The organism is Paracoccus sp. S4493, from assembly GCF_000967735.1.
GTDB lineage: Bacteria > Pseudomonadota > Alphaproteobacteria > Rhodobacterales > Rhodobacteraceae > Paracoccus > Paracoccus marcusii.
The window spans coordinates 1-22,535 of sequence record NZ_JXYF01000026.1 but is presented as its reverse complement, the minus strand read 5'-3'; the positions used below and the strand labels follow the sequence as shown (position 1 = coordinate 22,535).

The following is a 22,535-nucleotide window of genomic DNA, read 5'->3' as shown; positions in this document are numbered from 1 at the left end:
GCGCGCAGGGGGGTGCGGGGGGACGGCCAGTCCCCCCGCCGTCGCGGGACGCAACTCAGACGCCCCGCCGGTTGCCCCACAACAGGACATGCAGCTGCGGCAGCAGACGGGGTCGGAACCAGCCGTCCGCCATCACCTTGTCGACCAGCCACAGCAGCCGGTCCGCGACATCCTGCGCCGCGACGGGCACGTCCGGGTCGACCTCCGGGTTCCCCGGCTGCAGGACCAAGTCCAGGTCCGGATACCGCCCCGCCCAATTGCGCGCCCAGGCATAATCGGCATCGTCGAAGACGACGATCTTCAGCACCGTCCGCGTGCCCTGCGCCGCCGCCAGACAGGCCTCGAAGGCTGCCGGGTCGGGCGTCTCGCCGCTGGAGGGCGGCTTGGGGCTCAGCACCAGCAGCGTCAGGTCCGCGAACCAGTCGCGCGCCACCGATCCCTGCGTCTCCAGCGCGAAGCCGTAGCCCTCGGCCCGGCCCGTCGCGATCAGCGGCCCAAAGTCCTGGATGGCCGGATTGCCGCCGGAAATGGACACCGTCAGCGGCCGCCCGCCCGACAGCGCGCGCACCTGCGCCCAGACCTCGGCGGTCTGCATCGCGGCCCAAGTGTCGCGAAAGGCGCTGTCCACCGCATGCATCGAATCGCACCACGAACAGCGGTAATCGCACCCCCCTGCCCGGACAAAGACCGTGGGCTGTCCAATCAGGGCGCCCTCCCCCTGGATGGTGGGGCCAAAGATTTCCGCGATGCGCAGGGGTTTCATGGCCGGTACTCGGCCCAGGTCTTGGGCGTCTCGCTGACCTTGACGGCGCTGGTCTCGGGCCAGCGTGCCCGGCACCAGTCGAAGAAATGCCGCGCCAGGTTCTCGGCGGTCGAGGGCACGTCCAGCACGTCGTTTAGGTGCCGGTGGTCGAACGTCCCGTCGACATAGGCCTTCAGCGGCGCCAATTCGTGGTAATCGCGCACGAAGCCGTCGGCATTCAGATCCGGCGCCGCCAATTCGACCACGACGATATAGTTGTGCCCGTGCAGCCGCGCGCATTGATGGTCGGGCGCCAGATGGTCCAGGCGGTGCGACGCGCTGAAATGGAACTCCTTGCTGATGCGGAACATCACGCGCCCCCCGCGGCATGGGCGGCCACCGCCGCCTGCCAGAAATCGGCATCGTCGTATTCGGTCGGATCGGCCACGCCCGCCAGGTGGAACGCCTCGCGCCGCTCCACGCAGGTGCCGCAGCGTCCGCAATGGCGCGCCCCGCCCTTGTAGCAGGACCAGGTCTGCGCAAAGGGCGTGCCCGCGGCCGCGCCCGCGGTCACGATGTCGGCCTTGGTGCGGTGAACGAAGGGCACGTCCAGCGCGACATCGGCATACCCCTCCAACGCCGCACGCTGCATGGCGGCGAAGGCGTCCGTGAAACCGGGCCGGCAATCGGGATAGATGAAGTGATCGCCCCCGTGGACCGCGGCTGCCACCGCCGCATCGCCATTGGCGGCAGCGATGCCGAAGGCCACGGTCAGCATGATCGCGTTGCGGTTGGGAACCACCGTCACGCGCATCGTCTCTTCGGCGTAATGGCCGTCGGGCACGGCCAGATCGTCGGTCAGCGCCGATCCCGACAGCGCCGCGCCCAGGCCCGACAGGTCGACCAGGTGGAACGGCACGCCCAGCCGCAGGGCGCAGGCGCGGGCAAATTCCAGCTCCTTGCGATGGCGCTGGCCGTAATCAAAGCTGACGATGCGCGACAGGCGCCCCTGGGACGCAAGGACATGGGCAAGCGAGACGGAATCCAGCCCGCCCGAGCAGACAAGTACAGTGTGCATGTTTGAACCCTTGTTTTTGTGACCCGGGTAGGCTGCGACCGGGAAGCTGCCGCTTAGCAGAGCGAACACATGATGAAAAGCACCGCCCTCAGGCGGTCGCCCCGTCGTCGCCCGTCCCGCCCGATTCGGCGATCAGGCGGGCGTAATCCGTCAGGGTGACGCCGCGCTTTCCCACGATCTCGATGATGCCGTCGCGGCGCAGGGCGGTCATCTGGCGGCTGACCGTCTCGATGGTCAGGCCCAGATAGGCGGCCATCGCCTCGCGCGTCAAAGGCAACTCCAGCACGATGCGGCCCGCCGGGCGGCGCTTCTGCGAGGCCGCCTGCCGCCGCGCGATGATGGCGATGAACGAGGCGATCTTCTCACGTGCCGTCTTGCGACCCAGAAGCAGCATCCATTCGCGCGCCGCGTCCAGCTCGTCCAGGGTCATCTCCAGCAGGCGGTGTGCCAGATGCGGGATGCGCTGCATCAGCTGGTCGAACGGCCCGCGCCGGAAACAGCACAGCACCACCCCCGTCGCGGCGGTGGCGTTGTACGCGGCCGTGTCGCGCCCCGGCCGGCCCAGGAAATCGCTGGGCAGCAGCAGGCCCACCATCTGGGCGCGCCCGTCCTCCAGCGTCCGGGTCAGCGTCGCCACCCCGCTGACGACCGAGGCCACGAAATCCATCCGGTCGCCTTCCCAGACGATCGGCTGGCCGGCCTCGAAGCTGCGATAGAACTTCATCCGTTCCAGCAGGGCCAGCTCGTCGCCCTCGCATTGCGCACAGACGGCGCGATAGCGGATGGGGCAGTCGCCGCAGCGCGCACCGCCTTGCAGGGGGCTTGACGGTTGGACCTGGGTCGGAACGGGGGCGCGCATGGTGATCCTAGGATAGGCCCATGGGGTGCGCGGCGCAACGACAGGCGAACCGAATCGTTCGCCTGTCACGAAGCGCCGGCCGGAGCGACGCTTGCGGTCAGTGCGCCTCGGCCCAGTTCATTCCCTGCCCCGCATCCACGACCAGGGGCACCGACAGCCGCACCGACGGTTCGGGCGCGGCCTCCATGATGGTCCGGGCGCGGGCGATCAGGTCGTCCACCGCATCCTCGCGCACCTCGAAGACCAGTTCGTCATGCACCTGCAGCAGCATCCGCGCGGGCAGGTCGCGGATCGCGTCGGGCATGCGGATCATCGCGCGGCGGATGATGTCGGCCGCAGCCCCCTGGATCGGCGCGTTGATCGCCGCGCGACGCGCGCCCCCGGCGGCAGGTCCCGAGGTGTTGATGCCCGGCGTGTTGATCCGCCGCCCGAACAGCGTGGTGACGTAACCGTCCTGCTTCGCGTCGGCGACGGTCTTGTCCATATAGGCGCGGATCTCGGGGAAGCGTTCGAAATAGGTGTCGATGAAGCTCTGCGCCTCGGCCCGCGGGATGCGCAGGTTCCTGGACAGCCCGAACCCCGAGATGCCGTAGATCACGCCGAAATTGATCGCCTTGGCCCGCCTGCGGATCATCGGGTCCATCCCCTCGACGGGGACGCCGAACATCTGGCTGGCGGTCATGGCGTGGATGTCGATCCCCTCGCGGAAGGCTTGCTTCAGCGCCGGGATGTCGGCCACATGCGCCAGGATCCGCAGCTCGATCTGGCTGTAGTCCAGCGCGACCAGCCTGAACCCCTCGGGCGCGATGAAGGCCTGGCGGATGCGGCGGCCCTCCTCGGTCCGGATCGGGATGTTCTGCAGGTTCGGCTCTGTCGAGGACAGCCGGCCCGTCTGCGCCCCGGTGATCGAATAGCTGGTATGGACCCGCCCCGTCTCGGCATTCACATAGGTGGGCAGCGCGTCGGTATAGGTCGATTTCAGCTTGCTGATCTGGCGCCAGTCCAGCACCCGCGCGGGCAGATCGTGGCCTTCGGCGGCCAGATCCTCCAGCACGTCGGCGCTGGTGGAAAACGCCCCGGTCTTGCCCTGCTTGCCGCCGCTCAGTCCCATCTTGTCGAACAGGATCTCGCCCAGCTGCTTGGGGCTGCCGATGTTGAAGCTCTGCCCCGCCAGCCCGTGGATCTCATCCTCCAGCCCGGCCATCTTCTGCGCGAAGGCGTTCGACATGCGCTTCAGCACATCCGTGTCGATGCGGATGCCCGCCATCTCCATCTGGGCCAGGACCGGGATCATCGGCCGTTCCAGCGTGTGATAGACGGTCGAGACCTTCTCCACCGGCAGCATCGGCGCGAAATGCTGGAACAGGCGCAGCGTCACGTCGGCATCCTCCGCCGCATAGGGCGCGGCCTTGTCGATGGCGACCTGGCCGAAATGGATCTGGCTCTTGCCCGAACCGATCAGCTCCTTGATGGGGATGCACTTGTGGCCCAGATAGCGTTCGGCCAGCTCGTCCATGCCGTGATTGTGCGTGCCCGCGTTCAGCGCATAGGACATCAGCATCGTGTCGGATATCGGGGCCATCCGGACCCCGTGGCGGGCCAGCATCTTCCAGTCGTATTTCAGGTTCTGCCCGATCTTCAGGATCGCGGCATCCTCCAGCACCGGCTTCAGCGCGGCCAGGACGGCGGCCGGGTCCAGCTGCCCCGCCACCCGCGCGGACTGGCCGAACAGATCGTCGCCCCCCGCGACATGGCCCAGGGGGATGTAACACGCCCGCCCCGGCGCGACCGCCAGGCTGATGCCGACCAGATCGGCCTGCATCTCGTCCAGGCTCGTGGTTTCCGTGTCGATTGCGACCTGCCCCGCCTCGCGGATCGCGGCGATCCAGGCGTCCAGCGCCTCGGGCGTGGTCACGGTCTCATAGAGGCCCATGTCGATGGCGGGTTGATCGGGGGCCGCGGGCGCCTCGCTGGCGGGGGCCGCCTGCACGGCCGGGGCCTCGGCGCCCAGGGATTCCGCCACGCGGTTCGTCAGCGTGCGGAACTCCATCTCGGACAGGAAGGCCAGCAGGCGGTCGGCATCGGGGGCCTTCACCTCAAGGGACTCCAGCGTCACGTCCAGCGGCGTGTCGCAATCCAGCTGCACCAGACGCTTGCTGACGCGGATCTGGTCTGCATGCTCGATCAGGGTTTGGCGGCGCTTGGGCTGCTTGATCTCCTCGGCGCGCGACAGCAGCGTCTCCAGATCGCCGTATTCCTGGATCAAGAGGGCCGCGGTCTTGATGCCGATGCCCGGCGCGCCCGGCACGTTGTCGACGGCGTCGCCCGCCAGCGCCTGCACGTCCACGACGCGGTCGGGACCGACGCCGAACTTCTCGAAGACCTCGTCGGGGCCGATCAGCTTGTTCTTGATCGGGTCCAGCATGTCGACGCCATCGCCGATCAGCTGCATCAGGTCCTTGTCGCTGCTGATGATCGTGGCCGTGCCGCCGGCATTGCGCGCCGCGCAGGCCATGGCCGCGATGATGTCGTCGGCCTCATAGCCCTCGGTCTCGATGCAGGCGATGTTGAAGGCGCGGGTCGCGTCGCGGGTCAGCGGGAATTGCGGGCGCAGGTCCTCGGGCGGTTCGGGGCGCTGCGCCTTGTAGGCGGGATAGATCTCGTTGCGGAAGGTCTTGGAGGAATGATCGAAGATCACCGCCGCATGGGTCGGCGCGGTATGCCCGTCATCGGTCTGCACATAGCGCCACAGCATGTTGCAGAACCCCGCGACCGCGCCCACCGGCAGCCCGTCCGACTTGCGCGTCAGGGGCGGCAGCGCGTGATAGGCGCGGAAGATGAAGGCCGATCCGTCGATCAGATGCAGATGACAGCCCTTGCCGAAACGCTCGCCCATGATCACCTATCCTTGCTGGTCAGGGCCGCCTTGTGCCACGACCGGGACCGATCTTCCAGCGCGATGCCCCCAGGAAACCGTCATGCCCAAGATGCGCCGCAAATCCGACCTGCCGACCAAGATCTGCGCGGCCTGCGGCCTGCCCTTCGCGTGGCGCAAGAAATGGGAACGCGATTGGGACAATGTCCGCTACTGCTCGGACCGCTGCCGGGGCAAGGGCAAGACCCGCGGGGACGCGCCGGGCGGCAAGGCCGCCCCGGTTTGACGGCCCCCTCGATGGGGGGCGGCAAACCGACGCGGGTCGGGACGATCCCAGGCGGGTCAGTGGTCGTCGTGGGCGTGATCGCGGTCGATCACGAAGCGCTTGTCGCAATAACCGCAATCGACAAACCCCATGTCCGGGCTGATCGCCAGCCAGACGCGCGGATGGCCAAGGCCTGCCGCATCATCGCCGTCGCAGCTGACGCGCCAGCGGGTCACCACCTCGGTCACGGGGGCGGGGCGGGTCGTGGCCTCTGGCCCGGTTTCGGTCGACAGGGGGGTCTCGGGCGTCACGTGCTGCGTCATGGCTGGCCTTCTTGTGGCGGCGTGCATCATCTGGTCTAACCCCATTAGCGCAGCGCCGCCTGCCTTCGCAAGCTCTGCAAGGATCATCCCATGCCCGACGCCATCCAGATCACCGGTCTTCGCAAGACCTATGCCGCCCAAGGCAACGCCCCGGCCAAGGACGCGCTCAAGGGTGTCGACCTGACCATCCGCGCCGGCAGCATCTTCGGCCTTCTGGGCCCCAACGGCGCGGGCAAGTCGACGATGATCAACATCCTGGCGGGGCTGGTGAACAAGACCGCCGGAAAGGTTTCCATCTGGGGGTTCGACCAGGACGTGAACCCGCGCCAGTCGCGCGCCGCCATCGGGGTCATGCCCCAGGAACTGAACATGGACCCGTTCTTTTCCCCCCGCGCCAGCCTGGAGGTCCAGGCGGGCCTTTACGGCGTGCCGAAATCCGAACGCTGGACCGATGAGCTGCTTGCCCTGGTCGGGCTGACCGACCAGGCCAACGCCTATGCCAGGAACCTGTCGGGCGGCATGAAGCGGCGGCTGCTGCTGGCCAAGGCGCTGGTCCATCGCCCGCACATCCTGGTCCTGGACGAACCCACCGCGGGCGTCGACATCACCCTGCGCGAGATGCTGTGGAAGAATGTCCGCCGCCTGAACGAACAGGGCATGACCATCATCCTGACCACCCATTACCTGGAGGAGGCCGAACAGATGTGCGACGAGATCGCCATCATCAACCACGGCCAGGTGGTGGTGCGTCAATCGACCCAGGACCTGCTGTCGCGCACTGACGGCAAGACGCTGGTGCTGGACACGGGCGGCGCGGTCCCGCACCCGCCCCTGCCCGCGGGCGCGCGCCCAGAGACGCGGCCCGACGGGCGGCTGGCGATCACCTATCCTCCGTCGCGGCTGCGCGCCGACCAGATCCTGGACGCGGTGCGCGCCGCGGGCGTGCCCATCCTGGACGTCGCTGCCGAACAGCCCGACCTGGAGGACGTCTTCGTCGAACTGACCCGCGACTAGATCAGCCGCGCGCCCCGATCATCGGCCCCATGATCGACCCGCCCATGATGTGCAGGTGGAAATGGGGCACCTCCTGCACGCCGTCATGGCCTGCATTGGTGATGGCGCGGAACCCGTTGCCCCGATCCAGGCCCACCCCCTCCAGCGCGCAGACCTGGGCGCACAGCCGCATGAAGCCCGCGATCTCGGCCTCGGACGCGTTGGCCGCGAAATCGTCGAAGGCGACATAGCGGCCCTTGGGGATCACCAGGACATGGCTGGGCGCCTTGGGCGCGATGTCACGGAACGCCAGGGCGTGATCATTCTCGGCCACGGTGTCGTTGGGGATCTCTCCGCGCAGGATGCGGGCAAAGATGTTGCTGTCGTCATAGGCCATGAATGTCTTCCTTCAGTCGGCAAAAAGATGCGGCGTCTCCGCCAGGGCGCGGGCCTGCGGCTCGGGCACCCCAAGGAACGCGGCCAGCGCCGCGGCGTTGCGATCGGGCCCCGCGGATTCCGAAATGGTCGCCAGATGGCGGAACCCCGCCTCCCTAAGGCGGTCCGCCTCGTGCTGCAGGTCGTTGCGCACGATGGGCAGCAGGCGGTGGACGATGTCGGACGGGGCGTCCGGGCTGACCAGGCCGACCCTGCCCATATGACCGCGGACGTAATCGTCGTCGAACCGGCTGTCCACGAACAGCACCCGCGTCTGCGCCCGGTCGGCGTCGAAATCGGCGATCAGGCTGACCGCCGACGGATCGACGCAGAACACCAGCCGGTCGCTGCCGAACTGCTCGAACATCAGCTTGACCAGCGCGCGGCGGTGACGCTCGCGCTTGTCCACGGTCGATGCCACGCCGCCCATGTCCGGCAGGTGCGCGTCCTGTTCGTTGAACACGTAATCGACCGCAGGAATGTCCGTAGCGGCGCGGATGGCCGCCGTCAGCCGCTTGGCGACGTGCCATTTCTTGGCCACCACGATCTGGACCACGCGTTCGGCGCCCAGACTGCCGTCCGTCTCCCAGAACCGCGGGGCAAAGCGGCGCCCGATGCGCCCGCGGCCGGTCAGAAAGCTGAACAGCCGCCGCCCCTCGGCCGAGATGGTGAAATCCTGCCCCGTGGCCTGCCACAGCGCGCCAAGCCGGGCGCGCAGTTCCTGCGCCTCGGGGCTTATCTTGCGGGCGAACAGGTAGTCCTGGCGCAGCAGCAGGTCGTAATGGTCGTTGTGGAAATTGATCGGCATCCCGTAATCGCTGAAGATCAGGAAGGTCAGCGTGCGGGTGCGGATCTGCTGGCGCGGCACGACATGGGCCACCAGGGTCTGAAAGAACGTCTCGTCCGGGATCCAGGTGGTGCTGAAGAAGCGCACGATCTCGGGGCGCGCGCGGATCAGATCCAGGATCGCCTCGACCGTCTGGCGGCGCAGGCACCACCATTGCGACCCGATCATCACCTGCAGGTCGTCGGGCACCCGCCGCGTCAGCCCAAGCCGTTGCTGCAGCTGCAGGCTGGCATAGAACAGCGCCTTGTGGCTGCGTTCGTTGAACCAGTGGCGATAGATCAGCCGCTCCTTGCGCAGGCCGGTCTTGATCCAGTCGCTGTTGAAGAAGTCAAAGCTTTCGATGTAGTCGCAATCTTCGGCATCCAGATAATTGTACGCGAATTCCGCCGACTTGATCGGCATGCAGTCGCCCGACAGCATGTAGAAATGCGTGGCCTGCGGAAACGCCGTCTCGGCCGCGCGCAGAGCCTCCAGGGTGGCGGCGACCAGCGACCATTCCCCCCATCCGCATCTGCGCCGACGCGCCGCAAAGGTCACGCGGGGATGGTCGTCCAGCGCATCGCGGATCTGCTGGAACATCGCCCGCGGGGCACGCTTGTCGAAATGGATCGACACGTAATCCCCCGTCGCCGTCAGACGCCGCGCCTGATCGATCACACCCTGCGGGTCCTTGTGCATCAGCAGGATGAAGGCGATGCGTGCCATGCGCTGGACGGTCCCCCGGGGCCAAATAGGTGCAGTTTGACGTAAGGCGTTGAATATGTCTGCGGGTTTTGGTTTGAATGTGTAACCTTTTTTGTCGGTGGGACAAGCAGGACGGCCCGACGCCAGGGCCTCTGACCCGTTGATCGCAAGCGAAGTGGATGTCACGATGGGTTTCCCCGGTGTCTGGATGACGGAAAGCGAAAGCCTGATCTATCGGGTGGTGCCGAAATGCGCCTGCTCGACGATCGGCCAGATCATGTTCCATTCCGACCACGGCCGCTTCTTCGACGGGGACATCCACGATTCGACCGACGGGCTGCACAAATGGGCCCAGGACCACAGCCACGATCCGATCGAACGCGCGGTCCGGGCGCGTTCGGGCGTGACCTTCACCTGCGTGCGCAACCCCTATGCCCGGCTGCTGTCGTCGTTCTTCGACAAGATCGCGGGCATCCAGCGCAACGGCCGCCGCTATCGCGGCAACCTGGTCCCGCAGCTGGTGCAACGTTACGGCATCGACGTGGGCAGCCCCGACAACGGCTTCGAATTCGACCAGATCGCCAGCTTTCGCCGCTTTCTGCTGTTCGCGCGCGACACCGTCCGGTTCCGCAAGCCGATGGAGCCAGACATCCACTGGTCGGCCATGTCGGGCCACATCTCGACCTTCATCGTGAACGGCGGGCGCTACGACCAGATCTTCTTCACCGAGGCATTCAACGAGGGCATGGCCAAGGTGCTGGCCGCCGCCGACACCAAGGTCGCGATCGACCTGGACCAGGTGCCCCGGTTCAACGAATCCGAAGGCCACGGCCCCAAGCGCGCGCACAAGGTCAGCGATTATTTCGACGACCTGTCGCGGCACCTGATCTGGGAGATCTACAAGGACGACTTCCGGCTGTTCCGCTACGACTTCGACGATCCGGACAACAAGATGCCCCTGGGCGAGGTCGACCTGGACGAGGTGCACGCCAAGCTCGGCCGCTGATCCCCCACCCGGCCATGAAAAGCGGCGCCTCCCTTTCGGGGGCGCCGCAAATCCTGCCGCACCGGGGCGCGGCCAAAAGCGTGGATCAGACCGCGCCCTTGATGAAGGTCACCGCGTCGCCGACGGTCTGGATGGTTTCGGCGGCATCGTCGGGGATCTCGATCCCGAACTCTTCCTCGAACGCCATGACCAGCTCGACGGTGTCGAGGCTGTCGGCACCCAGGTCGTCGATGAACGAAGCGGATTCGACCACCTTGTCCTCGTCGACACCCAGATGCTCGACCACGATCTTCTTCACGCGATCAGCGATATCGCTCATGTCATATCCTCATTCTCGCGGGCATCCGCCCAAGTTTTGCACGGACACGCGGTCCGGTTCAGCACAGGGCGGTTCCCCTGCTGCTAAAGGCGGGGATATAGCACCCATGAACCCTCATGCAACCGATTTCGCACGGTTTCGTGCGCGCAATCCCGGCCGCGGACGCCGGGTCAGACCATCGCCATGCCGCCATTGACGTGCAGCGTGGCCCCGGTGACATAGCTGGCCTCGGGGCTGGACAGGTACAGGACCGCGGCGGCGATCTCCTCGGCGCTGCCCATGCGGCCGGCGGGGATCTGGGTCAGGATCTTGCCCTTCTGGTCGTCGGTCAGCTTTTCGGTCATCGGCGTCTCGATGAAACCGGGCGCCACGCAGTTCACCGTGATCCCGCGGCTGGCGACCTCGTAGGCCAGCGATTTCGACATGCCGACCACGCCCGCCTTGGCGGCGGCATAGTTGCCCTGCCCCGGATTGCCCGTGGCCCCCACGACCGAGGTGATGTTGACGATCCGCCCCCACCGCGCCTTCATCATGCCGCGCAGCACCGCGCGCGACAGCTTGAAGGTGCTGGTCAGGTTCACGTCCAGCACCTGCGCCCATTCGTCGTCCGACATGCGCATGAACAGGTTGTCGCGCGTGATTCCGGCATTGTTGACTAGGATGTCGATCGACCCCATCGCCTCGGCCGCGGCCTTCGGCAGCGCCAGGACCGATTCCGCATCGCCCAGGTTCGCGGTCACGACATGCGCCCGCTCGCCCAGTCGGTCGGCCAGCGCGCGCAGCGGCGCCTCGCGCGTCCCGGACAGCGCCACCGTGGCCCCCGCCCCATGCAGCGCCTCGGCGATCGCGCCGCCGATCCCGCCCGACGCGCCCGTCACCAGCGCGGTCTTTCCCGTCAGATCGAACATCCCAAGCCTCTTCTTCTTTGTCCAAATACCCCCGGGGTCCGGGGCGGCGCCCCGGTCCGCCGGTCAGCCCTTCAGCGCCGCCACATCGGCAGGAGTGCCCACGTTGCGCACCGTCACGTCCTTGGCGATCCGCTTGATCATTCCCGACAGGGCCTTGCCCGCGCCGATCTCCCAGAACTCGGTGACGCCGCCCTCGGCCATCGTGGCGATCGACTCGCGCCAGCGCACGGTCCCGGTCACCTGCTCGACCAGCAGGCGGCGGATGGCGCCGGGCTCGGTCACGGCCTCGGCGCGCACGTTGGCGATCAAGGGCACAGCGGGGGGCTGGATGTCCACGCCCGCCAGCGCATCGGCCATGACCGCCGCGGCGGGCTGCATCAGCACCGAATGGAACGGCGCGGACACCGGCAGCATCAGCGCCCGCTTGGCGCCCGCGGCCTTCATCGCCTCGGCCGCGGCTTCGACCGCCCCCTTGTGCCCCGAGATCACGACCTGCGCAGGATCGTTGTCATTGGCGGCCTGCACGACCCCGTCGCCCCCGATCTCGCGGCAGATGCGGTCGACGGTCTCGAAGTCCAGGCCCAGGATCGCGGCCATCGCGCCGACGCCCACCGGCACGGCCTCCTGCATGGCCTGACCGCGCAGGCGCAGCAGATGCGCGGTGTCGGCCAGCGTCAGCGACCCGGCCGCGCACAGCGCCGAATACTCGCCCAGTGAATGGCCCGCGACGAAATCGGCATTCGCGATGGTCAGGCCCTCGGCCTCCATCGCGCGGAACGCCGCGATCGACGTGGCCATCAGCGCGGGCTGGGCGTTCTGCGTCAGGGTCAGCGTGTCGGCGTCCCCCTCCCAGATCAGCGCGGACAGGCTCTCGCCCAGGGCCTCGTCCACCTCGTCGAAGACGGCGCGCGCCGCCGGATAGGCCTCGGCCAGTTCGCGGCCCATGCCGATGGTCTGGGCGCCTTGCCCCGGAAACACGAATGCCCGCATGGCGGTCCCCCCTGTGATCATTGCGTTGCAGACGGGCATAGCCGTTGGCGGCGCAAAGAAAAAGGGGCCACCGGGGGCCCCTTTTCAAACGTCAGGGTCGGTGGACCCGATCAGCCGACCAGTTCCAGGCCCGAGAAGAAGAACGCGATCTCTTCCTTGGCGGTGTCGGCGGCGTCCGAACCGTGGACCGAGTTCTCGCCCATGGACAGCGCGAATTCCTTGCGGATGGTGCCCTCGTCGGCGTTGGCCGGGTTGGTGGCGCCCATCACTTCGCGGTTCTTGGCAATGGCGTTCTCGCCTTCCAGGACCTGCACGACGACCGGCTCGGAGGCCATGAACTCGACCAGCTCGCCATAGAAGGGACGGTCCTTGTGGACCTCGTAGAACTTGCCGGCCTGGGCGGGCGACAGGTGGATGCGCTTGGACGCGACGATGCGCAGGCCGGCCTCCTCGAACTTGGCGGCGATCTTGCCGGTCAGGTTGCGGCGGGTCGCGTCGGGCTTGATGATCGAGAGGGTGCGTTCGATGGCCATGGTCTTCACCTTGTCTGATGCGCGGGCCGGGCCCGCATGAAAGGAAATCCGCGCCCGGTTAGCAGGCTTGTCCGCCCCCGGCAAGGCGCGCGCGCAGGGCGGAACCCCCGGCCGCATCGGCGCCTTGTCCCGGTGCACCCTGCAGGAGACCCAATGACGCAGCTTTCCCCGGCCCCCGCGCCCACCCCGCCGACGGCCCGGCGATCCCTGACCACCGGCACCATCGTGGCCACGCTGGCGCTGGCCGTGCTGCTGGCGGCGGCCTGGTTCTGGTCGAACCTGCTGCTGATGTCCTTTGCGGCGATCCTGATCGCCATCGCGCTGCGCGCCGGCGCACGGGGGCTGAACCGGCTTCTGGGCCTGAACGTCAAGCTGGGCGTGCTGGTGGTGCTGCTGGGAGTGGTGGCGGTGCTGGCCCTGCTGGTGCGGCTGGCCGGACCGTCCGTCGGGGACCAGTTCGGTCAACTGGCCGACGCCCTGCCCGGCTCGTGGCAGGCCATCCAGGACTGGGCGTCATCGTGGCCCGTCGCCGACACCGTGATCCAGCGCGGAGAGGCCGCCGCCGGAGAGGACAACGCCATGCAGCTGGCGCAGCGCCTGCCCGACGTGTTCGGCATGGTCCTGGGCGGCCTGAATTCGGTCCTGGGCAGCCTGTCCTCGGCCTTCCTGCTGCTGATCCTGTCGCTCTACATCGCGATGGAGGCGGACCTGTATCGCGGCGGCGCCCTGCGCCTGGTGCCCCTGCCCCGCCGCGCGCGGGCGGCGCAGATCATGGACGAGCTGGGCGAACAGCTGGGCCGCTGGATGGCGGGCCAGGCGCTGGACATGGGCATCGTCGCGGTGCTGGCCGGGATCGGCCTTTACCTGCTGGACGTGCCGCTGGCCTTCATTCTGGCGGTGATCGCGGGCCTGACCAACATCGTGCCGATCATCGGGCCGTTCTTTTCGGGCGCGATCGCGGTGGTCGTGGCGGCGCCGCAGGGGCTGGATACGGCCATCTACGTCGCGCTGCTGTTCACCGTCATCCAGGTCTTCGAGGGCGAGGTGCTGATGCCGATGATCCAGAAATACGCGGTCCAGCTGCCCCCGGCCCTGACCGTGCTGGCCATCGTCGCGGTCGGTGCGCTGTTCGGGCTGGTCGCGGTGATCCTGGCCACGCCGCTGCTGATCGTGGTCATGCATCTTGTCCGCCGCATCTATGTCGAGGACGTGCTGGGCGACCGCATGGACTGAACCCCTGCCGCATCGCGCGGCAGGGCATGCAACTTTTACGTGCGCGGATGCACGCCCGGTCGTGATTTCGACACATGATCGGCCTATGCTGCGGGTGACATTGACCGGGGGTCACGCGATGCAACCGTTCTGCAAGGGCCGCTATCGTGCCCGCCTGGCCGAAACGCCGGGCGATCTGCGCGAATCACAGCGGCTGCGCTGGCTGGCCTTCGTCGCGCGCACGGGCCGGTCCGACGACGGACAGTCACTGGACGCGGACCACCTGGACGACGACTGCCGCCACATGCTGATCCACGACCTGCGGGACGACCGGCTGGTCTGCAGCTTCCGATTTCTGCCACTGGCCGACGGTTCCCAGATCGCGCGCAGCTATTCGGCGCAGTTCTATGATCTGGCGGCGCTTGGCCGATTCGACGGTCCGATGGTCGAGATGGGGCGGTTCTGCCTGCATCCCGACTGCCACGACCCGGACGTGATCCGCCTGGCCTGGGGCGCGCTGACCCGTTTCATCGAGGAGACCGGGATCGAGATGCTGTTCGGCTGTTCCAGCTTCAGCGGCCTTGACCCCGAGACCCATGCCGAGGCCTTTGCCATGCTCAAGGACCGCCACCTGGCGCCACGCCGCTGGTGGCCGCGCGTCAAGGCGCCGACCGTGTTCCGCTTTGCCCGCGCCCTGCGCCTGCGCCAGCCCGACCCCCGCCGCGCGGCAGAGACGATGCCGCCCTTGCTGCGCAGCTATCTGGCAATGGGGGGCTGGGTCAGCGACCATGCCGTCGTCGATCCGGCGCTGATGACCATGCATGTCTTCACCGGGGTCGAGATCCGCACCATCCCTCCCGCCCGCCGCCGCCTGCTGCACGCGCTGGCCCAGCAGCCCGCCTGACATCCGCCCCGAAAACGGGCACGCTGCCCAAACCGTGGGCACATGCGGGCGATCTGCCCTTGGCGGGTGCAGGATGGCCGGGGGCGGTGATTGACCTTGCCCGATGTCCGGCGCCCCTTGCCCCCATGTTCGACACCGGTGCCCCATCCATCCGCATGCAGCGCAGCCACGGGGCGGCGCATGTGGTCATGGAGCCGCGCGGCCTGATCGACCTGGCCCAGCGCGGGTCGGCCAAGGCGATGCTGCCCCGCATGACCGCGGGCCTGCCCGAGATCGTGTTCCTGAACACCGCGGGCGGGTTGGCATCGGGCGACGGGCTGTCCTTTGGCGTGGACCTGCGGGCGGGTACGCGCGCCCTGGCCACGACCCAGACCGCCGAACGCGCCTATCGCGCGACGGGCGCGCCTGCGCGGGCCTCGGTCGCAATAACGGTCGGCGCCGGCGGCTGGCTGGACTGGCTGCCGCAGGAGACGATCCTTTATGACGATGCGCGGCTGGAGCGGGACACGACCGTCGATCTGGCCCCCGGCGCGGGCTGCCTGCTGCTGGAGATGCTGGTCCTGGGCCGCCTGGCCATGGGCGAACGCCCAACGCGGCTGCATCTGCGCGACCGCCGCGTGGTGCGCCGCGCGGGTCGCGTGATCCACCACGATGCGCTGTCGCTGGACGACGACGCGCTTGCGCGGCTGGCGAACCCGGCCATGACCGCGGGTGCCCCGGCGCTGGCCACGCTGGCGATGATCGCGGATGACGCGCCCGACCGGCTGGCCGCCGCCCGCGCCGTTCTGGACGAGCCCGGCGTGACGGCCGCCGCCAGCGCGCCCCCCGGCCGTCTGGTCATCCGCCTGCTGGCCACCGATGGCTGGCCCCTGCGGCGGCAGATCAACCGAGTGCTGCGCGCCTTGCGCCCCGATCCCCTTCCCCGCATCTGGCAGGTCTGACGATGAACCTTTCCCCCCGCGAACGCGAGAAACTGCTGGTCTCGGTGGCCGCCATGGTGGCGCGCGGCCGCCTGTCGCGTGGCGTCAAGCTGAACCACCCGGAGGCGATCGCCCTGATCACCGATTACGTGGTCGAGGGCGCGCGTGACGGCCGCACGGTAGCCGACCTGATGCAGGCGGGCGCGCATGTGATCACCGCCGATCAGTGCATGCCCGGCATCCCCGCCATGATCGAATCCGTCCAGGTCGAGGCGACCTTTCCCGACGGGACCAAGCTGGTCACCGTCCACCACCCCATCCGCGAGGCCGCAGAATGAACGCCCTGATGAAACGCCTGACGCTTGCCGCCACCCTGCTGCCCTCGTCCGCGCTGGCCCATCCCGGCCATGTCCACGATGAGGCGCAGTTCATGCACGGGCTGGTCCACCCCGTCGGCGGGGCCGATCATCTGCTGGCGATGGTGGCGCTTGGCCTTCTGGCGGCGCAGCTGGGCGGGCGCGCGGTCTGGGCGCTGCCCGTGACCTTCGTGGGCGCGATGCTGGCCGGGGGCGCGATGGGCGCGGGCGGCATGGGCTTGCCAGTGGTCGAGCCGATGATCCTGGCCTCTGTCGTGATCCTGGGCGTGCTGGTTGCGATGGCCGCGCGCCTGCCGATGGCGGCGCTGGTCCCGATGGTCGCGCTGTTTGGCGCGGCCCATGGCTGGGCGCATGGGGCTGAGGGTCCGGCGACCGGCCTGCCCCTCTATGCGGCGGGCTTTGCGCTGGCCACCATGGCGCTGCATCTGGGCGGCATCGCCTTTGGCCGCCTGTTGTCGCGGGGGCTGGAGCTGCGCGTGCTGGGTGGCGGCACCGCGCTGGCGGGCCTGGCGCTGACGGTGGCATGACATGATTCCGGGTGAGATCCTACCCGCCGAGGGCACTATCGCGCTGAACGACGGACGCGCGACGATCACGCTGATGATCGCCAATACCGGCGACCGGCCCATCCAGGTCGGCAGCCATTACCATTTCGCGGAAACCAACGCTGCGCTGGACTTTGACCGCGCGGCGGCGCGCGGCATGCGCCTGGCCATCCCCGCAGGCACCGCCGTTCGGTTCGAGCCGGGCCAGTCGCGTCAGGTCACGTTGGTGGGCTATGCGGGCGACCGCATCGTGCACGGCTTTCGCGGCCAGATCGGGGGTGCGCTGTGACGACGCTGTCCCGCGCCGATTACGCGGCGCTTTACGGTCCCACCACCGGCGACCGCATCCGCCTGGCCGATACCGAAATCATCATCGAGGTCGAGCGCGACCTGACCATCCCCGGAGAGGAGGTCAAGTTCGGCGGCGGCAAGGTCGTCCGCGACGGCATGGGCCAAAGCCAGATCACCCGCGCGGGCGGCGCGATGGACACGGTCATCACCGGCGTCGTGGTCTTTGATCACCAGGGCATCGTCAAGGCGGACGTGGGCATCCGCGACGGCATGATCGCGGGCATCGGCAAGGCCGGCAACCCCGACACGCAACCCGGCGTGACCCTGATCATCGGCCCCGGGACCGAGATCATCGCCGGAGAGGGACGCATCCTGACCCCCGGCGGCTTCGACTGCCACATCCACTACATCTGCCCGCAGCAGGTGGACCACGCGCTGCATTCGGGCGTCACGACGCTTCTGGGTGGCGGCACCGGGCCCGCGCATGGCACGCTGGCTACGACCTGCACGCCGGGCCCGTGGCACATCGCCCGCATGCTGGAGGCCTGCGCCGACCTGCCGGTCAACATCGGCATCGCGGGCAAGGGGAATGCGTCGATCGCGGCGCCGCTGGAGGAGCAAATCCGCGCGGGGGCCTGCGCGCTGAAGCTGCACGAGGATTGGGGCACCACGCCCAAGGCCATCGACACCTGCCTGAGCGTCGCCGACGCGATGGACGTGCAGGTGATGATCCACACCGACACGCTGAACGAATCGGGCTTTGTCGAGGACACGATGGCCGCCATCGGTGGGCGCACCATCCACGCCTATCACACCGAAGGCGCGGGCGGCGGGCATGCCCCCGACATCATCCGCATGGTCGGCATGGCGAACGTGCTGCCGTCATCGACCAACCCCACGCGCCCCTATACCGCCAACACGGTCGAGGAGCATCTGGACATGCTGATGGTGTGTCACCACCTGGACCGCCGCGTCCCTGAGGACGTGGCCTTTGCCGAATCCCGCATCCGCAAGGAGACCATCGCGGCCGAGGATATCCTGCACGATCTGGGCGCGTTTTCGGTAATCTCATCCGACAGCCAGGCGATGGGCCGGATCGGAGAGGTGATCATCCGCACCTGGCAGACCGCGTCCAAGATGCGCCAGCAGCGCGGACGCCTTCCTGACGAACAGGGCCAGAACGACAACATCCGCGCCCGGCGATACATCGCCAAATACACGATCAATCCGGCCATCGCGCATGGGGTCAGCGCCCATATCGGGTCGATCACCCCGGGCAAGCGCGCCGATCTGGTCCTGTGGTCGCCCGCCTTCTTTGCGGCCAAACCCGAGATGGTGCTGGTCGGCGGGCAGATCAGCGTGGCGCAGATGGGCGATCCGAACGGCTCGATCCCGGTGCAGCCGATCTTTTCGCGACCCATGTGGGGGCACAACCGCCGCGCTTCGGCGCTGTTCCTGTCGCGTGCCGGTCTGGAGGCCGGGGCCGGAGAGGCGCTGTCCAAGACCCTGATCGCGGTCGAGAACACCCGCGACATCGGCAAGCGCGACATGGCGATGAACGACGCCATGCCCGCAATCGAGGTCGATCCCGAGACCTACGAGGTCCGGGCCGATGGACAATTGTTAACCTGCGAGCCCGCGACGGAACTGCCGCTGGCACAGCGCTATTTCCTCTTCTGAGAGGGAGGACCCTACAATGATCGCAACCGCACATTCCATCATCCGCAACGCCCCCGCGCCCTTCGACGCAGAGGTCAGCCTGGACTATGAAGGCCGCCTGCTGCGCCGCAAGCGCCTGTCCTGCGAGGGGGGCGACTTCATGGTCGACCTGCCCGAGGTCACCAGCCTGGACGACGGCGACGCGTTCGAGCTGTCCGACGGCCGCCAGGTCGTCGTGCGCGCGGCGCCGGAACCGGTGCTGGTCATCCGCGGCAACCTGCCCCGGCTGGCCTGGCACATCGGCAACCGCCACACCCCCTGCCGGATCGAGGCCGACCGCCTGGTCATCCGCCAGGATCACGTGCTGGAGGCGATGCTGAAGCAGCTGGGCGCGGACATGTGCCGCAAGGACATGCCCTTCCGTCCCGAAGGCGGCGCCTATGGCCACGGCCGCACCTTCGGCCATGACCACGGCCCCGCAACGAACCACCCCCATGGCGCGGGCGAACACACGCATTCCCACGCCGAAAGCCACAGCCATGCGCATGCCGAAAGCCACAGCCACGCGCATGACCACGCCTGAGGCCGCCCGCCTGCAGCTGTCGCAACTGCTGTCGCCCGCCTTTCCGGTGGGCGGCTTTGCCTGGTCGCAGGGATTGGAATACGCAATGGACGCGGGCTGGGTAACGCGCGCGACGCTGCCGCAATGGCTGGCCGATTGGCTGGATCACGGCGCGGGCTGGTCCGATGCGGTGCTGCTGTCGCTGGCCCTGCGTCACGATGCCGACCACGCCGACCTGGACGACCTGGCCCGCGCGGCCTGCATGAGCAGCCAACGCCTGGCCGAGACCACTGAGCAGGGCGCGGCCTTCGCCGCCAACATGGCCGCGCTGACCGGGTCGCCGCAGCCGCCCGTGGCCCTGCCCGTCGCCATGGGCCGCACCTGCGCCGCCCTGCCCCTGCCTCCGGCAGAGATCATCGCGGCCTTCCTGCAGGCGCAGGCGGCGGCGCTGATCAGCGCGGCGGTGCGGTTCCTGCCCCTGGGCCCGGTCGAGGGACAGCGGATGCTGGCCGCGGTGCAGCCGCGCATCCTGGAACGCGCCGCCTGCGCCGTCACGGCCACGCCCGACGATCTGACCAGCGCCACCTGGGGCGCCGACATCGCCGCGATGGCCCACGAAACCATGACCACAAGGATCTTCCGCTCATGAGCTTGAATGGCCCTCTCCGCGTCGGCATCGGCGGTCCCGTCGGCGCCGGCAAGACGACGCTGACCGAACAGCTGGCCCGCGCGCTGGCGCCGCGCCTGTCGATGGCGGTGATCACCAACGACATCTATACCCGCGAGGATGCCGAGGCGCTGATGCGCGCCCAGGTCCTGCCTGTCGAACGCATCCGCGGCGTGGAAACCGGCGGCTGCCCCCACACCGCCATCCGCGAGGATGCCAGCATCAACCTGGCCGCCATCGCCGATCTGAACGCGGCCTTCCCGGATCTGGAGCTGATCCTGATCGAATCGGGTGGCGACAACCTGGCCGCGACCTTCAGCCCGGAACTGGCCGACCTGACGATCTATGTGATCGACACGGCCGCGGGGCAGGACATTCCCCGCAAGCGCGGCCCGGGCCTTGCGCGGTCCGACCTCTTGGTGGTGAACAAGACAGACCTGGCCCCGCATGTCGGCGTCGATGCCGCACTGCTGGAAAAGGATGCACATGAGGCACGGGGACCCCGTCCCGTGGTCATGGCCCAGCTGCGTCACGGCCGCGGCGTGCAGCAGATCGTCGATTTCCTGGTCGAACAGGGCGGCCTGACGCCGCGCGCGGCGTAACTTTGCCCGGCGGGCGGGCATTTGCCCCACCCACTGCCGAAGTCCGCGCCACTGCCTGCGCGGGGCGCGCAGGGACTGCTGAAATCCTGTCCAACTGCCCGATTTTCCCCTCTTTCTGCACATGCGAAGGCCGCGCGCCTTCCCAAGGACAACAGGGACACCGGCCGACGCGCCGGGGGGAAAAGGGTAACGATGACCAAGCTGACCAAGATCCTGATGCTGACCAGCGCCCTGACGCTGGCCCACGCCGCCCATGCGCAGGAGGGCGAGCCGATCAAGATCGGCGTGCTGCATTCGCTGTCGGGCACCATGGCGATCTCGGAGACCACGCTGAAGGACACGGTCCTGATGCTGGTCGAACAGCAGAACGCCAAGGGCGGCGTGCTGGGCCGCCCGCTGGAGGCGGTGGTCGTCGATCCGGCATCCGACTGGCCGCTGTTCGCGGAAAAGGCGCGCGAGTTGCTGACCGTCAGCGACGTGGACGCGATCTTCGGCTGCTGGACCTCGGTCAGCCGCAAGTCGGTCCTGCCGGTGATCGAGGAGCTGAACGGCCTTCTGTTCTATCCCGTCCAGTACGAGGGCGAGGAATCGTCCAAGAACGTGATCTATACCGGCGCCGCCCCGAACCAGCAGGCGATCCCCGCCGTCGACTACATGCGCGACGAGCTGGGCGTGGAAAGCTGGGCTCTGCTCGGCACCGACTATGTCTATCCGCGCACCACGAACAACATCCTGGATGCCTATCTGAAGGACAACGGCACCGCACCCGAGGACATCTTCGTCAACTACACCCCCTTCGGGCATTCCGACTGGTCCAAGATCGTGGCCGATGTCGTGGCGCTTGGCGCGGGCGGCAAGAAGGTCGGCGTCGTGTCCACCATCAACGGCGACGCGAACGTGGGCTTCTACAAGGAGTTGGCGGCGGCGGGCGTGTCGGCGGACGACATCCCGGTCATGGCGTTTTCCGTGGGCGAGGAGGAGCTGTCGGGCCTGGATACCGCCAACCTGGTCGGCCACCTGGCGGCCTGGAATTATTTCCAGACCGCCGAATCGGACGCGAACACCGCCTTCATCGAGGAGTGGAAGGCCTTCACCGGCGATGCGGACCGCGTGACCAACGACCCGATGGAGGCCACCGTCATCGGCTTCAACGCCTGGGTCGCTGCGGTCGAGGCTGCGGGCACCACCGACGTGGACCCGGTTCTTGACGCGATCGTCGGCGTCGAAGTGCCGAACCTGACCGGCGGCACGGCCACCGTCCTGCCCAACCACCACATCACCAAGCCCGTCCTGATCGGAGAGATCCGCGAGGACGGCCAGTTCGACATCGTCAGCCAGACCGACCCCGTGCCGGGCGATGCCTGGACCGACTTCCTGCCGGAATCGGCGGTGCTGGACGCCGACTGGCCGGGCAAGGACTGCGGCATGTTCAACACGGAAACGGACAGCTGCGTCCAGGTCCAGTCGAACTACTGACGTGACGGTCGGGCGGCCCCGCGCCGCCCGGCCCTTCGTGCGAAGGAAGCCCCCGTGATCCGCCATCGTCTTCTTGCCTGCGCGCTTGCGCTGATCCTGCCGGGGTCGGCCCAGGCCAACCCGGCCCTGCAGGCCGTCATCGACGCGAACCTGGACCAGATCGAACGCCCCTCGCGCCAGACGGTCGGGCCGCTGGTCGACCAGATCGCGGCGACCGGCCCCGAGGGGCTGGCGATGCTGCAGGCCTGGGCCGACCGCAGCCTGGGCCTGACGGAAACCGGCCAGGTTCTGATCATGGACGACGACACGGCCACGGACGCTGTGACCGGCGATGCGGTCGCGGGGGCCGATCCGCGCATGCTGCGCCCCAATTCCGGCGTGCGCGGCGTGATCGAGGCGGCGCTGGCCGCGGGCGCGCTGAGCGACCCCGACCCCGCGCGGCGGGCGGCCGCGCTGCAGTCGC

Annotated in this window: 26 protein-coding genes and 1 pseudogene; 15 read left to right on the top strand and 12 right to left on the bottom strand. The window is 68.3% G+C overall.

What is annotated here, in order from left to right:
• Positions 1 to 55 precede the first annotated feature (55 nt).
• The 5 genes from queE to polA all read right to left on the bottom strand — a co-directional run bounded on the left by queE (position 56) and on the right by polA (position 5,575).
• Complete coding sequence (queE, locus tag TW83_RS05500; RefSeq protein WP_045981773.1) at positions 56 to 763, bottom strand: 7-carboxy-7-deazaguanine synthase QueE; 708 nt, start codon at positions 761 to 763, stop codon at positions 56 to 58.
• Positions 760 to 1,113 carry a 6-carboxytetrahydropterin synthase QueD gene (gene queD / locus TW83_RS05495; RefSeq protein ID WP_045981772.1) on the bottom strand — a complete coding sequence of 118 codons (354 nt, stop codon included), beginning with the start codon at positions 1,111 to 1,113 and terminating at the stop codon, positions 760 to 762. Before queD ends, queE begins: the two co-directional genes overlap by 4 nt.
• Positions 1,113 to 1,820: a 7-cyano-7-deazaguanine synthase QueC gene (gene queC / locus TW83_RS05490; RefSeq protein WP_045981771.1), complete on the bottom strand. Its 708-nt coding sequence runs from the start codon at positions 1,818 to 1,820 to the stop codon at positions 1,113 to 1,115. The genes queD and queC overlap by 1 nt, the downstream gene beginning before the upstream one ends.
• An 88-nt stretch (positions 1,821 to 1,908) precedes the next feature.
• Positions 1,909 to 2,679, bottom strand: coding sequence for a Crp/Fnr family transcriptional regulator (locus TW83_RS05485; protein WP_045981770.1), 771 nt, complete (start codon positions 2,677 to 2,679; stop codon positions 1,909 to 1,911).
• 97 nt (positions 2,680 to 2,776) lie between these two features.
• Positions 2,777 to 5,575, bottom strand: a complete 2,799-nt coding sequence (gene polA / locus TW83_RS05480; RefSeq protein ID WP_045981769.1) for a DNA polymerase I — start codon at positions 5,573 to 5,575, stop codon at positions 2,777 to 2,779.
• Positions 5,576 to 5,657: 82 nt separating this feature from the next.
• Between polA and TW83_RS05475 the strand changes: the two genes are divergently transcribed.
• Entirely contained in the window at positions 5,658 to 5,840 is a 183-nt protein-coding gene (locus TW83_RS05475) for a DUF2256 domain-containing protein (RefSeq protein WP_045981768.1), read from the top strand.
• Positions 5,841 to 5,896: 56 nt separating this feature from the next.
• Here TW83_RS05475 and TW83_RS05470 read toward each other — a convergent pair whose 3' ends face one another.
• Positions 5,897 to 6,112 carry a zinc-finger domain-containing protein gene (locus tag TW83_RS05470; protein ID WP_232303309.1) on the bottom strand — a complete coding sequence of 72 codons (216 nt, stop codon included), beginning with the start codon at positions 6,110 to 6,112 and terminating at the stop codon, positions 5,897 to 5,899.
• A gap of 120 nt (positions 6,113 to 6,232) precedes the next feature.
• On the opposite strand from TW83_RS05470, the gene TW83_RS05465 reads away from it, so the two are divergent.
• On the top strand, positions 6,233 to 7,156 hold the full coding sequence (locus TW83_RS05465) for an ABC transporter ATP-binding protein (protein WP_045981766.1): 924 nt from the start codon (positions 6,233 to 6,235) through the stop codon (positions 7,154 to 7,156).
• A gap of 1 nt (position 7,157) precedes the next feature.
• Here the strand turns inward: TW83_RS05465 and TW83_RS05460 are convergent, their stop codons facing one another.
• Positions 7,158 to 7,532 (bottom strand): HIT domain-containing protein, encoded by a 375-nt coding sequence (locus TW83_RS05460; RefSeq protein ID WP_045981765.1) that lies wholly within the window; start codon positions 7,530 to 7,532, stop codon positions 7,158 to 7,160.
• Between the two features lie 12 nt (positions 7,533 to 7,544).
• Positions 7,545 to 9,122 carry a DUF5928 domain-containing protein gene (locus TW83_RS05455; protein ID WP_045981764.1) on the bottom strand — a complete coding sequence of 526 codons (1,578 nt, stop codon included), beginning with the start codon at positions 9,120 to 9,122 and terminating at the stop codon, positions 7,545 to 7,547.
• 166 nt (positions 9,123 to 9,288) lie between these two features.
• Here TW83_RS05455 and TW83_RS05450 point away from each other — a divergent pair, with 166 nt between their 5' ends.
• The gene (locus tag TW83_RS05450) at positions 9,289 to 10,107 is read left to right on the top strand and encodes a sulfotransferase family protein (RefSeq protein ID WP_045981788.1); all 819 of its coding nucleotides are present in this window, start codon (positions 9,289 to 9,291) and stop codon (positions 10,105 to 10,107) included.
• Between the two features lie 85 nt (positions 10,108 to 10,192).
• Here TW83_RS05450 and TW83_RS05445 read toward each other — a convergent pair whose 3' ends face one another.
• From TW83_RS05445 to ndk, 4 genes are all read right to left on the bottom strand, one after another.
• The gene (locus tag TW83_RS05445; RefSeq protein WP_042251881.1) at positions 10,193 to 10,426 is read right to left on the bottom strand and encodes an acyl carrier protein; all 234 of its coding nucleotides are present in this window, start codon (positions 10,424 to 10,426) and stop codon (positions 10,193 to 10,195) included.
• Positions 10,427 to 10,596: 170 nt separating this feature from the next.
• Positions 10,597 to 11,334: a 3-oxoacyl-ACP reductase FabG gene (gene fabG / locus TW83_RS05440; protein WP_045981763.1), complete on the bottom strand. Its 738-nt coding sequence runs from the start codon at positions 11,332 to 11,334 to the stop codon at positions 10,597 to 10,599.
• Between the two features lie 63 nt (positions 11,335 to 11,397).
• Positions 11,398 to 12,324 (bottom strand): ACP S-malonyltransferase, encoded by a 927-nt coding sequence (fabD, locus tag TW83_RS05435; protein ID WP_045981762.1) that lies wholly within the window; start codon positions 12,322 to 12,324, stop codon positions 11,398 to 11,400.
• 110 nt (positions 12,325 to 12,434) lie between these two features.
• Complete coding sequence (ndk, locus tag TW83_RS05430) at positions 12,435 to 12,857, bottom strand: nucleoside-diphosphate kinase (RefSeq protein ID WP_045981761.1); 423 nt, start codon at positions 12,855 to 12,857, stop codon at positions 12,435 to 12,437.
• A 153-nt stretch (positions 12,858 to 13,010) separates the two neighbouring features.
• Here ndk and TW83_RS05425 point away from each other — a divergent pair, with 153 nt between their 5' ends.
• The 12 genes and pseudogenes from TW83_RS05425 to TW83_RS05370 form a co-directional block, all read left to right on the top strand.
• On the top strand, positions 13,011 to 14,090 hold the full coding sequence (locus tag TW83_RS05425) for an AI-2E family transporter (RefSeq protein WP_045981760.1): 1,080 nt from the start codon (positions 13,011 to 13,013) through the stop codon (positions 14,088 to 14,090).
• A 118-nt stretch (positions 14,091 to 14,208) separates the two neighbouring features.
• A complete protein-coding gene (locus TW83_RS05420; RefSeq protein WP_045981787.1) occupies positions 14,209 to 14,973 on the top strand; it encodes a GNAT family N-acetyltransferase in 765 nt (254 codons plus the stop codon).
• 125 nt (positions 14,974 to 15,098) lie between these two features.
• On the top strand, positions 15,099 to 15,914 hold the full coding sequence (locus tag TW83_RS05415) for an urease accessory protein UreD (protein WP_045981759.1): 816 nt from the start codon (positions 15,099 to 15,101) through the stop codon (positions 15,912 to 15,914).
• A 2-nt stretch (positions 15,915 to 15,916) separates the two neighbouring features.
• Positions 15,917 to 16,231 (top strand): urease subunit gamma, encoded by a 315-nt coding sequence (locus TW83_RS05410; RefSeq protein WP_045981758.1) that lies wholly within the window; start codon positions 15,917 to 15,919, stop codon positions 16,229 to 16,231.
• Between the two features lie 8 nt (positions 16,232 to 16,239).
• Positions 16,240 to 16,797, top strand: a complete 558-nt coding sequence (locus tag TW83_RS05405) for a HupE/UreJ family protein (RefSeq protein ID WP_157001359.1) — start codon at positions 16,240 to 16,242, stop codon at positions 16,795 to 16,797.
• Between the two features lies 1 nt (position 16,798).
• The gene (locus tag TW83_RS05400; protein ID WP_045981756.1) at positions 16,799 to 17,104 is read left to right on the top strand and encodes an urease subunit beta; all 306 of its coding nucleotides are present in this window, start codon (positions 16,799 to 16,801) and stop codon (positions 17,102 to 17,104) included.
• Entirely contained in the window at positions 17,101 to 18,786 is a 1,686-nt protein-coding gene (ureC, locus tag TW83_RS05395) for an urease subunit alpha (protein ID WP_045981755.1), read from the top strand. Before TW83_RS05400 ends, ureC begins: the two co-directional genes overlap by 4 nt.
• Before the next feature lie 16 nt (positions 18,787 to 18,802).
• The gene (locus TW83_RS05390) at positions 18,803 to 19,348 is read left to right on the top strand and encodes an urease accessory protein UreE (protein WP_045981754.1); all 546 of its coding nucleotides are present in this window, start codon (positions 18,803 to 18,805) and stop codon (positions 19,346 to 19,348) included.
• On the top strand, positions 19,335 to 19,976 hold the full coding sequence (locus TW83_RS05385; protein ID WP_045981753.1) for an urease accessory UreF family protein: 642 nt from the start codon (positions 19,335 to 19,337) through the stop codon (positions 19,974 to 19,976). Before TW83_RS05390 ends, TW83_RS05385 begins: the two co-directional genes overlap by 14 nt.
• Positions 19,973 to 20,596 (top strand): urease accessory protein UreG, encoded by a 624-nt coding sequence (ureG, locus tag TW83_RS05380; RefSeq protein WP_045981752.1) that lies wholly within the window; start codon positions 19,973 to 19,975, stop codon positions 20,594 to 20,596. Before TW83_RS05385 ends, ureG begins: the two co-directional genes overlap by 4 nt.
• Positions 20,597 to 20,812: 216 nt before the next feature.
• Entirely contained in the window at positions 20,813 to 22,072 is a 1,260-nt protein-coding gene (urtA, locus tag TW83_RS05375; protein WP_198143142.1) for an urea ABC transporter substrate-binding protein, read from the top strand.
• A gap of 54 nt (positions 22,073 to 22,126) precedes the next feature.
• A pseudogene (locus tag TW83_RS05370) lies at positions 22,127 to 22,535 on the top strand (urea ABC transporter permease subunit UrtB); the annotation flags it as partial.